Here is a 12,000-nt window from a genome sequence, read left to right as displayed (position 1 = left end):
CCCGCGACCTTCGAAGCAGCATCATCAAGACCAAACGCCAGGATCAAACGCAATGAAAGCCCTTGCCAAACTCGAACGCGCACCCGGCCTCACCCTGACGCGCGTGAAGCGACCCGAAGTCGGTCACAACGACGTTCTCATCCGCATCCGCAAGACGGCGATCTGCGGCACCGACATCCACATCTGGAAATGGGACGAATGGGCGCAGAAGACGATTCCGGTGCCGATGCATGTCGGTCACGAGTACGTCGGCGAGATCGTGGAGATGGGACAGGAAGTACGCGGCTTCGCCATCGGCGATCGCGTGTCGGGCGAAGGCCATATCACATGCGGTTTTTGTCGTAACTGCCGCGCGGGCCGTCGTCACCTGTGCCGCAACACGGTCGGCGTCGGCGTGAATCGTGAAGGCGCATTTGCGGAGTTTCTCGTGATCCCGGCGTTCAACGCGTTCAAGATTCCGCCTGACATTTCCGACGATCTCGCTGCGATCTTCGATCCGTTCGGCAACGCGACGCACACCGCCCTCTCGTTCAATCTCGTCGGCGAGGATGTGCTGATTACCGGCGCCGGGCCGATCGGCGTGATGGCTGCGGCGATCGCGCGGCACGTCGGCGCGCGCAACGTCGTCATCACCGACGTGAACGACTATCGGCTCGAACTTGCCCGCAAGATGGGCGCGACGCGCGCGGTCAACGTGGCGAACGAAAACCTGCGCGACGTGATGAGCGAACTCGGCATGACCGAAGGATTCGACGTGGGCCTGGAAATGTCCGGCGTGCCGAGCGCATTCACGGCGATGCTCGAATCGATGAATCACGGCGGCAAGGTCGCACTGCTCGGCATTCCGCCGGCGCAGACCGCGATCGACTGGAATCAGGTGATTTTCAAGGGACTCGAAATCAAGGGCATCTACGGACGCGAGATGTTCGAGACCTGGTACAAGATGGTCGCGATGCTGCAAAGCGGCCTCGATCTCTCCCCGATCCTCACGCACACGTTTCCCGTCGACGACTATCAGCGCGCGTTCGACACGATGCTCTCCGGCAACAGCGGCAAGGTCGTGCTCGACTGGACCGCCGTCGCGGCCTGAGCGGCACGCATCACGGCGCGTTGTCCGCAGACGCCTTCGAAAATTCGGCCTGAATGGCGACGTGCACATCGTCGCCGACGGCCGGATACCACGTCGTCAGTCCGAACTGAGCGCGGCTGAAATGTCCGTCGGCGGAGAAGCCCAGCGTTTCCTGCTTCGTGAGCGGATTGACCGCGTGACCGTTGAACGTCACGTTGAGCGTGACCGGCTTCGTCGTGCCGCGTATCGTCAGATCGCCCGTCAATATGCCCTTGTCTTCGCCGGTGCGTTGAAACGCCGTGCTGACGAAAACGATGTCCGGATAACGCGCGCCATCGAACATGTCCGGCCCTTTCAGCATGCGATCGAGCAGCGGCACATTGGTGTTGACGCTGGACGCGTCGATTCGCGCGCGTACCGAGCTTCCGGACATTCCGTCCGCGTTCCAGTCGAGTTGCGCCGTGGTCTTATCGAATCGGATGACGAAGCGCGAGTAGTGGAAATGATCGACGTCGAAACTCACGTTCCAGTGATGCGGATCGAGCTGATAACGTCCTGCCGGCACGCTCGATTCACTCGACGAAACGTGATGCGTCACGACCTGAAGCGGCGTGCACGCCGTCAATGCGATCGCCGCGAGAAAAAGAACGAGACGCTTATAAGCCTTCATCGCGCATTGCCTCGAAAACAAAAATAGAACGTCGACAAGTTTCGCCGAGATCATCCGAACGCGCGCAAGCCGTCACGGACTTTTCGTCAGCACACACGAAAATGTCGCGATCGGGTAGAGTTCGCCTCGACCTACATCTCAAAAAAGCGGCGCCACCGTACGCGCGTTGGCGGATAAAACATGTGCACATGGCTGTCCCGATTCCGAACGTTTCGCGCGCACTTGTCGGCGGTTGCCGCGCTCGTCGCGCTGGGCTGGACGCCCGCCGCGCACGCAAGCTGGTGCGGCGACGGTCTCTGGCTCGACGCGATGGTCGCTTCGCATCACTTTCACCCGGACAAGGACTTCGAGCAATTCAATCCGGGCATCGGCGTGGAATGCTGGGTCACGCCGCAATGGGCGGTGACAGGCGGCTACTTTCGCAATTCGCTGTCGAAGCCGTCGTTCTACGGCGGCGGCGTGTGGGGACCGGACTTCCTTCACTGGAATTACATCAGGCTCGCAGTCATGGCCGGGCTCATCTCCGGCTACGACTACGGCAGCTACGGCCTCGGCCATAACCATACGGTCGGTCCGGTTGCCGCGCCGCTCATCATGCTGGAATACAAGCGCGTCGGCGCGAACATCATCCTGATTCCGCCGATCCCTTCGAGCGATCTTCCATTCACGCTTGGGTTCATGCTCAGACTGCGATTCTGAACATCGTGCGGGGTTTGTGGTTTGTGACGTACTCCCAAGCTCCAGACGACTGAACGAGAATCCAGCTAACGCCTTCGCGGCCGAGGCAAACCGGCGACGCTGTCAGGCGCGCCGCGCATGCGTTCATTACACCAGCGTTGGCGGCCCAACGATTGCTGAGGGGTGCGATGTGACGCATCGTGCACAGCAGACAAGAGAAAAGAATCAGCACGTGGACGAAAGAAAACGCCGCACGCATGGCTCAACGTCATAGGCCCGGCTTTGGCTCGCTACGCGATGTCGGCGTCACTCCGTGCCCGAGTCTCTCTGCGACCCTATCCATGAGCAAGCCAACCCAGATTCGCATGAAGCTCGACGAATATCGGCTGCAATGGCGCGTGCTGACCTTCTACGAGCGCTTCGAGCAGATCATCGCCCACATCCTGAGCGTCGTGATCTCGGTGATCATCGTCGTATCGCTGTGGCAGTTGATTCGGGCGGTCATAGCGCTGACGCTGTCGGGGGCGCTCGATCCGCTGGATCATGCGATCTTTCAGGCGGTTTTCGGCATGGTGATGACGTTGTTGATCGCGATGGAATTCAAGCATTCGATCACTCGCGTCATGTTAAGACGCGATCACATCGTGCAGGTCAAGACAGTGCTTCTCGTGGCGATGCTCGCGATAGCGCGCAAGTTCATCATCCTTGATCCAGCCACGGACCCGGGCCGCATTGCCGCACTGGCGGCCGCGCTGATCGCGCTCGGCAGCGTCTACTGGCTAATGCGGCAACGCGACGATCCCGTCGATGCGGCGATTGCAGAGCGCGCCGCGCGGGATCGCGAAAAGCGCGATTGATATTCTGTTGGCGTGCTGCCGATGCTTTCAGCGTCAATCTGGCAGCACGAACTCGGTACGCATGTCTTCGATCACCTTCTCGACGTGATGTACATAGTCCGCACCGAGGTCGTTGAGCGGCGCGATGTTCCAGTTGCGGCCGGATGCGTCGGGCGGATGCCGCTCTGGCAGCGGTATGCGCACGCGCAAGGCTCCCGGCGCGTCAGCGGAGATTTTGGCCATGCGGCTTTGCAGTTCGTCGCGAATCTGCTCAGGGGTTCGAACGGTTTTCGGCATGGGTCTGCCTCCTTCGCTTGCACGCCTGGATCGTGACTGGTTGGGCGCAGACGTTGGACGCATGCACCGACGCCTCTTTGAAGTTTAGTCGCTAATTCGGATAGGCATCGACTGATGCAATGATCGTCCAGAAAAAGTGAGTGCATTCCTCCTCACAGCCCCGATTCTCGCTGTCTATTCCACGAATCCGGAATCTTCTTGAAGCGCACCTGCCTCACTGTCCCCGCGCCGCGTGCCGCAAGCACTCCAGCATCAACGTTGCAGCGGGCGTCAGCGGACTGTCCCTGCGCGTCACGATTCGCACCGACACGGCAGGCAACGGATCAACGATAGGAAAGATCGCGAGCCCTTCGCCGACCCATGGATGTTCCAGCAACGCGGCGGGCATCGCGGCGAGCGCATCCGAGCCACGCAACAACCCGTGCGCGATGATGAAGCTCGGACATTCGATCACGCGTTTGGGCACCATCAGACCGCGCTCGGCGTACGAATCGAGCAGCGCCTGCGTCGAACTTTCCGGCGACGGATTCAGCAGCCACTCCGCATCCGACAACTCCGCGAGCGACGTGCAGTGCCGCAACGGATGATCCGCGCGCCCGACGATCGCCGAGCGGCTCTCGTACAGCTCGATGTGATCAAACTCCGGCGCGAGATGTTCGGGCACGACGACCGCCACGACGAAGTCCAGCGAACCATCGCGCAGACGCGGCATCGCGACGCCCGGAAAGCCTTCGATGAAACTCACGCGCGCGTCCGGCATCTGCTTGCGAAACGCCCGATACGCCTGCGGCAATATCGATAGCGCGGCAGTCGGCGTGACGGCCGCGCTCACGCTGCCCGCGCCGGCGCCTTTCATCTGCGCGATGTCGTCTTCCGCGCGGCGCATTTCGCTGACGATCAGATGCGCCCGCACGCGCAACTGCTGCCCGAACGCCGTCAGTTGCACGCCGCGCGCTGTGCGCAACACGAGCGGTACGCCCAGATCCTGTTCCAGTTCCTTGATCGCCTTAGTCAGCGCCGCTTGCGACAAATGAAGGCTGCGCGCCGCCGCGCGAATGCTGCCTTGCTCGGCGGTCGTCAGGAAAGCGCGCAACTGATGATATTTCATGCTCATGGCCGACATCCTAGGGTTATCGCCGACAACCAATAGTCATCACGCAATAAATTTACCGTCTTTTGGTTTGCTTATCGGCTTTATATGCTTGGCACACATCGAATCGCATCGAGCAAGGAGCGTCACATGTTGTCAGTCGAGCCCGTCATCCCCGGCATTGCCGCCATCGCATCGGAATTCGTCGATGTGCGCCGGCGCATTCACGCGCATCCGGAACTTGCGTATGAGGAAACGCAAACCAGCGATCTCGTCGCGGGATTGCTCGCGCAATGGGGCTACGAAGTGCATCGCGGGCTGGGCAAGACGGGCGTCGTCGGCGTGTTGACGGAAGGCGAGGGCGGCAAGCGCATCGCACTGCGCGCCGACATGGACGCGTTGCCGATCGAGGAAGCCACCGGCCTGCCGTATTCCAGCAAACACGCGCGCACGATGCACGCATGCGGCCACGACGGCCACACCGCGATGCTTCTGTGCGCCGCGCGCCATCTCGCCGAAAGCCGCCAGTTCTCGGGCACGCTGATCGTGATTTTCCAGCCCGCCGAGGAAGGCGAGGCGGGCGCGCGCGCGATGATCGAAGACGGTCTCTTCGAAAAATTCCCGTGCGACGCCGTGTTCGGCCTGCACAACATGCCCGGCCTGCCCGCGGGCGACATGTTCTTCACGCCGGGTCCGGGCATGGCGTCGTCGGATCGCGTGAACATCACCGTGCGCGGCGTCGGCGGACATGGCGCGATGCCGCACGTCGCATGCGATCCGATGCCCGCGGTCGCATCGATCATGCTCGGTCTCAACAGCATCGTCGCGCGCGAAGTGGATGCGCAGAAATCCGCGGTCGTCACCGTCGGCAGCGTGCAGGCGGGCGAGGCGTGCAACGTGATCCCCGAGACCGCGCTGCTGAAGCTCTCCGTGCGCGCGCTCGACGCGGGCGTGCGCAAGCAGCTTCAGGAGCGCATCACCGCGCTCGTGAACGCGCAGGCATTGGCGTTCGGCTGCACGGCCGACATCGACTACGAACTCGGCTATCCGGTGCTCGTGAATCACGCGGAACCGACCGCCTTCGCCACCGATGTCGCGACAAAAATGCTCGGCGCGCAACGCGTCGATCCGGCCGCGCGTCCGCTGATGGGCAGCGAAGATTTCGCCTTCATGCTCGAAGCGTGCCCCGGCACGTATGCGTGGATCGGCAACGGCATCGGCTCGAAGGGCGGCTGCATGGTGCACAACCCCGGCTACGATTTCAACGACGACATCCTCGCGATCGGCGCGAGCTACTGGGTGCGCCTGGCCGAAGCCTGGCTCGCCGACTGATCCTTCGGAATCCATCATGAACGCACCTACCTTTGCCAGCGCGCCGGCGAATCCTTCGATGCAAACCCGCCGCGCGGCGCGCACGCGGCTCGTCCTGGCGGCGGCGGTCGGCAACGCGCTCGAGTTCTACGACTTCATCGTCTATGCGTTCTTCGCGCTGACCATCGGCAAGCTGTTCTTTCCGGTGGACGATCCGGTCGGCCAGTTGCTGCTTGCGGTGGCGAGCTTCGGCGTCGGGTTCTTCACGCGGCCGATCGGCGGCTTGCTGATCGGCATGTACGCCGATCGCGCCGGCCGCAAGAAGGCGATGCTCCTCACGCTCGGGCTGATGGCGCTCGGCACCGCGATGATCGCCGTCGCGCCGACTTACGCGCAAGCGGGCATCGCCGCGCCGATCATTCTCGTGATCGCACGGCTGATTCAAGGCTTCTCGGCGGGCGGCGAAGTCGGCGCATCGACGACGCTGTTGCTCGAACAGGCGCCCGCGAACCGGCGCGGCTTCTATGCATCGTGGCAGTTCTCGAGCCAGGGACTCTCGGCGCTCGCCGGCGCGTTGACCGGCGTCGCGCTCACGGCGACGCTCACGACCGCGCAACTCGAAAGCTGGGGCTGGCGCGTGCCGTTCTTCATCGGCACGGCGATCGTGCCCGTCGGCTGGTGGCTGCGTCGCACGATGGAAGAAGCGCCGCCGCAAAACGTCGCCGCCGCGCCCAAGGCACCGAAGATTCCGCTTGTCACCGTGCTGCGCGAACATGGCCGCGCGGTGCTCAACGGACTCGGCCTCACGATCGGCGGCACGTCGGCGCACTTCATCATCGTGTTCTATCTGTCGATCTACGGCGTGAAGACGCTCGGCCTGCCGAGCTGGACGTCGATGCTTTCGGGCTGCGTGTCGGGCGCGATTCTCTTTATCGTCGCGCCGATAGGTGGCTATCTGTCGGACCGCATCGGCCGCAACAAGCTCGCGCAGACGACGCGCATCCTGCTGATGCTCGCGATCTGGCCGGCCTTCGCGCTGCTGAACAAATCGCCGAACGCGACGACGCTGCTCGCGGTCGTCACCGTGCTCTCTATCGTGCATTCGCTCAACGTCGGTCCGACCGGCGCGATGCTCGGCGAGCTGTTCCCGCGTTCGGTGCGCGCGACGGGCGCGGCCATCGTCTACAGCATCGGCGTGGCGATCTTCGGCGGCTTCGCGCAGTTCTTCGTGACGTCGCTCATCGTCATTACGAAGAGCGTGATGGCGCCCGCGTGGTACGTGATCGGTTGCGGCGTGCTCTCCGTGATCGCGGTGGCGTGCATGCGCGAAAGGTCGCAGGAAATGCTCGACTGATCGTCAAATCTTGCGCTGCACGCGCGCCGGATGCGTATGCGAGGTGTATAACTCGACGTGTCCGGGTTTCTGAAAAGGCCGCCCGCGCGGCCTTTTTTACTGGATCCCACACTATGAAGAAAGCGCGATAAAGGGGACTTCCATGCGCAAGAAGCTACGCTCGCAAAGCTGGTTCGGCGGCAACGATAAAGACGCGTTCATCCATCGTTCGTGGATGAAGAACCAGGGCATACCTCACGATCAGTTCGATGGCCGGCCGGTCATCGGCATCTGCAATACATGGTCGGAACTCACGCCGTGCAACGCGCATTTTCGCGAGCTCGCGGAATACGTGAAGCGCGGCGTGCGCGAGGCGGGCGGCTTTCCGCTGGAGTTTCCGGTGATGTCGCTCGGCGAATCGAATCTGCGGCCAACAGCCATGTTGTTCCGCAATCTCGCGTCGATGGACGTCGAAGAATCCATACGCGGCAATCCGATCGATGGCGTCATTCTGCTCGTCGGCTGCGACAAGACCACGCCCGCCTTGCTGATGGGCGCGGCGTCGTGCAATCTGCCCGCGCTCGCGGTGTCGGGCGGACCGATGTTGAACGGCCGCTTTCGCGGCGGCACCATCGGCTCGGGCACGGGCGTCTGGCAGATGTCGGAGGAAGTGCGCGCGGGCACGATGACGCAGGAAGAATTCGTCGAAGCCGAATCGTGCATGAACCGGTCGCGCGGCCATTGCATGACGATGGGCACCGCATCCACGATGGCCTCGATGGTCGAATCGCTCGGCATGGGCTTGCCGCACAATGCCGCGATTCCCGCCGTCGATGCGCGCCGTCAGGTGCTCGCGCACATGGCCGGACGACGCATCGTCGATATGGTCAAGGACGATCTCACGATGGACAAGATCCTCACGCGCGAAGCCTTCGAGAACGCGATCCGCACGAACGCGGCGATCGGCGGATCGACGAATGCGGTCGTGCATCTGATCGCGCTGGCGAAGCGTATCGGCGTGGAGCTCACGCTCGAAGACTGGGAACTCGGCAGCAAGGTGCCTTGCCTCGTGAATCTGCAGCCATCGGGCGAGTATCTGATGGAAGACTTCTATTACGCGGGCGGCTTGCCCGCGGTGTTGCGTCAGCTCGGCGAGCAAGGCTTGCTGCATCGCGATGCGCTCACGGTGAACGGCCGCACGATCTGGGACAACGTCAGCGACGCGCAGAACTACGACGAGAAGGTCATCACGCGGTTCGAGAAGCCGTTCAAGCCGCACGCGGGCATCGCGGTGCTGAAGGGTAATCTCGCACCGAACGGCGCGGTCATCAAGCCATCGGCGGCGACGCAATCGTTGCTGAAGCATCGCGGGCGCGCGGTCGTATTCGAAAACGTCGAAGAGTTGCACGCGAAGGTCGACGACGATTCGCTCGATATCGACGAGCACTGCATCATGGTCCTGAAGGGCGCGGGGCCGAAGGGTTATCCCGGCTTCGCGGAAGTCGGCAACATGCCGCTGCCGAAAAAGGTGCTGCAAAAAGGCATCACCGATATGGTCCGCATCTCCGATGGCCGCATGAGCGGCACCGCCTACGGCGCGGTCGTGCTGCATGTGTCGCCGGAAGCGGCGGCGGGCGGTCCGCTCGCGCTCGTGCAGACCGGCGACATGATCGAACTGGACGTCGAAGCGCGGCGTCTGCATCTCGAAGTATCGGACGAAGAACTGGCGAAGCGCCGCGCCGCATGGCAGGCGCCCGAATTGCCGAAGCGCGGTTATTACCGCTTGTATGTCGAGCATGTCTTGCAGGCGGATCAGGGCGCGGACCTGGACTTTCTCGTCGGTTCGAGCGGCGCGCCCGTGCCGCGCGATTCGCATTGAGCGGAGGCAATCGATGACGAACCTGCAAACGCCGCCGCCCGGCATGTGGCCGGTGCTGTACGCCTATTTCGATGCGCTGAACCGCCTCGACCACGACGCCACGCGCAAGCAGATCGACGCGACCCTCGCGGCGGGCGCGCCGGCGATCGTCACGCTCGGTCTCGCGACGGAAGTGCATCGCCTGTCGGAAGACGAGAAGCGCACGATGATCGACGTATGCGCCGCGCATATCGCCGGTCGCGTGCCGCTCGCGGTCACGATCACCGGCGACAGCGTCGATGCACAAGTCGCGCTCGCAAGCCATGCGCTCGAACGCGGCGCGTCGTGGTTGATCCTTCAACCGCCGTCCAAACGCGGCGAGCCGGAAGCGTTCTACTACGACTTCTTCGCGTCGGTGCTCGAACGGACCGGCGCGAATGCGGGCATTCAGAACGCGCCGGAATATCTGGGCGTGGGTTTGTCGGCGGAATCGATTGCCGCGCTCGCTGCCGAGCGGCCGAACTTCCGTTTGCTGAAGGGCGAGGGCCCGGCCGTGACGATCCGCGCGACCATCGAACGATTGCGCGCGCTCGAACAGACGCTCGCGGTGTTCAACGGGCGCGGTGGCCAGGAACTCGTGGACAACTTGCGTGCGGGCTGCGATGGCCTGATCGTCGCGCCCGACGCGTTCGATCGTCAGGCCGCCATTTACGACGCGTTCGCCGAAGGCCGCGAGGACGATGCCGAATCGCTGTATGCGGAGACGCTGCCGGAAATCGTCTTCGTGATGCAGTCCCTGGAAACGCTCACCTGTTACGGCAAGCGCATCGCGGCGTGGCGCATGGGCTTCGACGTGCAGCACGATCGCGGCGCGCGTCCGACGCCGTTCGGCATCGAATGCGCGCGCCGTTTCGCGCAACGACTAGGGCCGACATCGCGCGTCTTGCGCCGATGAATCAGCGCGCCGCGTGCCGCGTGAAGCGCTGCTCGATCACGGATGTGCCCCATTGCGTGCCTTCGGCTTCATCGCTCAACGTGAATCCGAACGATTCGTACAAGTGCCGCGCGGCGTCCAGGCTCTTGAAGGTCCAGAGATACGTTTCGTCGTAGTGCGCGTCGACGAAGCTCATCGCGCGCGCCATCAATTGCCTGCCTATGCCGCTGCCCCGCAACGAATCGTCGACGATGAACCAGCGCAGATGCGCGACGCGCGTGGTGAGATCGCCATCGATCGCGAGCGAGCCGAGCGTGCGCTCGCCTTCCATCACGAGCCACAACGCGCGGCCTTCGACCGGCAGACTTTCCGCGAATGCGGCCAATTCCGTCGCGACCCTGCGCTCGAAGAACACGCCGAAGCCCGCGTGATGCGCGTAGAAACGCGCGTGCAGGCTCGCCACATCGCCGATGCAGCCGGGCCGGTATCCCTCGACGATGCGCGCGCTTTCCGTATGCGCGGCATGCGGCGTCCTGTGATGGATCTTGTGTTCGTGACCGTGGGCGAGCGCATCGGCGTAGAGCGCGAGCGAGCGCACGAGCGTCTGCTGATCTTCGGGCACCATGCGGCGCAGCGCGTCGGAAACCTGATCCGTCGCGAACTTGTCGATCTTTCTGCGCAGCTTCTGTCCGTTCGCCGTGAGATACAGCTCGGACGAACGCGCGTCTTCGCTCGATGTCTGCCGCGTGACGAGCCCCGCCGCTTCGAGCCGCGCGATCTGCCGGCTGGCGTTGGATTTGTCGAGCCGCAGAATTTGCGCGATGTCGCGCGCCTGAATGCCGGGCGTCGCCCCGATCTCGATGATCGCGTGAACCGCCGAAGGCGCGAGTCCGCTGTCGGCCAGCGTGTTGCGCATGAAGCCCAGTTCGCGCACGAGCTTGCGCGAGAATTCGCGCAGTTCGAGAATGGTTTTGTCGCGCGATTGAACGGGTGTGTCGATGAAGTCCATGTCCTCTCCATCGGTTGCGAGGCGCAACCAAATGCCTCTAATTTAGTTGCGATCTGCAACTTTCGCAAGAAAAATCGCGCTCCCGAAAAGCCTCACCTTTAGCCGCGATGGCGCGCCAATTCGCTCGCGCGCCGCGGTTCCGCCACGCGCAGCAACACGATTGCGATGCCGCCCCACGCGAACTCGCACACGCGCCGCGCACGAAACAGCCGGGGATGCTTAGGTAAGCGAACGAATGGACATTGAAATGCGAGCGAAAGCAATGTGTAGTGCGAGACGCGGTAAATATTCGCGGACAAAAAAAACCCGGCTCATGAGCCGGGTCGAAGGAGGTCGGGCGCGATTCCGAGGTCACGCCCGACCGCGTGGCACTCTGCTGGACGCCGCTGCGTGGGGACACGCGTGCGCGGCGCTCGACCGTGAGCCGTCGGGATGAAGCTCCACATGGAGCTGCACGAGCCAGGCGCCGGGACAGGTTCCGTCGATGACGAATCTGTCGGTGGTCCAGGCGATGCGCCTTGCGGCTCTGGCCGCATCGAATTCGAGCTTGGCGATGCGTCGCACGATGAAGACGATGCCTGCCGCGCTCCCGAGCGTCGCGAGACGCATCGTCGTGGTTTCGAGCGCATGCACATGGCCCGTGCAACCGCAGACCGCGAGCCACGCCGCATCCGATGCCGCGACGCACAATGCGATCAGCACGGCGTTCGCACGCAGGGAAACGACAGTGGACGCTCGCATCGGCATTTCCGGGGCCGCACGGCCGCGAATCGGCGCGCTCGACGTATAGTGCGTGGACAAACCTTATGCGATGCTTAAGCCGCCGGCGCCGCAAGGCGTTATCGGGGACATAATGTGCGGCTGCGCGCAAAGCTTAAGTGGCGCTTAAGCATGCAAGCCGGACAATCGGCGGCG

The 12,000-nt window shown here is 63.2% G+C and carries 12 protein-coding genes; 7 read left to right on the top strand and 5 right to left on the bottom strand.

The window, feature by feature from the left end; genetic code table 11:
- Window positions 1-52: 52 nt before the first annotated feature.
- Window positions 53-1,090 (top strand): L-threonine 3-dehydrogenase, encoded by a 1,038-nt coding sequence (gene tdh / locus NCS02_RS20430; RefSeq protein ID WP_008354214.1) that lies wholly within the window; start codon window positions 53-55, stop codon window positions 1,088-1,090.
- A gap of 10 nt (window positions 1,091-1,100) precedes the next feature.
- Here the strand turns inward: tdh and NCS02_RS20425 are convergent, their stop codons facing one another.
- Window positions 1,101-1,739: a YceI family protein gene (locus NCS02_RS20425; RefSeq protein WP_034472270.1), complete on the bottom strand. Its 639-nt coding sequence runs from the start codon at window positions 1,737-1,739 to the stop codon at window positions 1,101-1,103.
- Between the two features lie 180 nt (window positions 1,740-1,919).
- Between NCS02_RS20425 and NCS02_RS20420 the strand changes: the two genes are divergently transcribed.
- Window positions 1,920-2,438 (top strand): hypothetical protein, encoded by a 519-nt coding sequence (locus NCS02_RS20420; protein ID WP_250503192.1) that lies wholly within the window; start codon window positions 1,920-1,922, stop codon window positions 2,436-2,438.
- A 344-nt stretch (window positions 2,439-2,782) separates the two neighbouring features.
- On the top strand, window positions 2,783-3,274 hold the full coding sequence (locus tag NCS02_RS20415) for a phosphate-starvation-inducible PsiE family protein (protein ID WP_008354218.1): 492 nt from the start codon (window positions 2,783-2,785) through the stop codon (window positions 3,272-3,274).
- 33 nt (window positions 3,275-3,307) lie between these two features.
- Here the strand turns inward: NCS02_RS20415 and NCS02_RS20410 are convergent, their stop codons facing one another.
- On the bottom strand, window positions 3,308-3,550 hold the full coding sequence (locus NCS02_RS20410) for a hypothetical protein (protein WP_250503191.1): 243 nt from the start codon (window positions 3,548-3,550) through the stop codon (window positions 3,308-3,310).
- A 214-nt stretch (window positions 3,551-3,764) separates the two neighbouring features.
- Entirely contained in the window at window positions 3,765-4,658 is an 894-nt protein-coding gene (locus NCS02_RS20405) for a LysR substrate-binding domain-containing protein (protein WP_033535848.1), read from the bottom strand.
- Window positions 4,659-4,790: 132 nt separating this feature from the next.
- Here NCS02_RS20405 and NCS02_RS20400 point away from each other — a divergent pair, with 132 nt between their 5' ends.
- The 4 genes from NCS02_RS20400 to NCS02_RS20385 all read left to right on the top strand — a co-directional run bounded on the left by NCS02_RS20400 (window position 4,791) and on the right by NCS02_RS20385 (window position 10,097).
- Entirely contained in the window at window positions 4,791-5,972 is a 1,182-nt protein-coding gene (locus NCS02_RS20400) for a M20 aminoacylase family protein (RefSeq protein WP_250503190.1), read from the top strand.
- 16 nt (window positions 5,973-5,988) lie between these two features.
- Window positions 5,989-7,305: an MFS transporter gene (locus NCS02_RS20395; RefSeq protein ID WP_250503189.1), complete on the top strand. Its 1,317-nt coding sequence runs from the start codon at window positions 5,989-5,991 to the stop codon at window positions 7,303-7,305.
- A 142-nt stretch (window positions 7,306-7,447) separates the two neighbouring features.
- A complete protein-coding gene (locus NCS02_RS20390) occupies window positions 7,448-9,163 on the top strand; it encodes an IlvD/Edd family dehydratase (RefSeq protein ID WP_008354222.1) in 1,716 nt (571 codons plus the stop codon).
- Window positions 9,164-9,176: 13 nt separating this feature from the next.
- Window positions 9,177-10,097 (top strand): dihydrodipicolinate synthase family protein, encoded by a 921-nt coding sequence (locus tag NCS02_RS20385; protein WP_008354223.1) that lies wholly within the window; start codon window positions 9,177-9,179, stop codon window positions 10,095-10,097.
- A 1-nt stretch (window position 10,098) separates the two neighbouring features.
- On the opposite strand, the gene NCS02_RS20380 is transcribed toward NCS02_RS20385, so the two are convergent.
- Together NCS02_RS20380 and NCS02_RS20375 are read right to left on the bottom strand one after the other, a co-directional pair.
- The gene (locus tag NCS02_RS20380) at window positions 10,099-11,085 is read right to left on the bottom strand and encodes a bifunctional helix-turn-helix transcriptional regulator/GNAT family N-acetyltransferase (RefSeq protein ID WP_250523270.1); all 987 of its coding nucleotides are present in this window, start codon (window positions 11,083-11,085) and stop codon (window positions 10,099-10,101) included.
- Between the two features lie 351 nt (window positions 11,086-11,436).
- Window positions 11,437-11,826: a hypothetical protein gene (locus NCS02_RS20375; RefSeq protein ID WP_175982357.1), complete on the bottom strand. Its 390-nt coding sequence runs from the start codon at window positions 11,824-11,826 to the stop codon at window positions 11,437-11,439.
- Window positions 11,827-12,000: the final 174 nt, after the last annotated feature.

The organism is Caballeronia sp. NCF2 (assembly GCF_023631205.1).
Lineage (GTDB): Bacteria > Pseudomonadota > Gammaproteobacteria > Burkholderiales > Burkholderiaceae > Caballeronia > Caballeronia zhejiangensis.
This window is presented reverse-complemented; position numbering and strand designations above follow the sequence as displayed.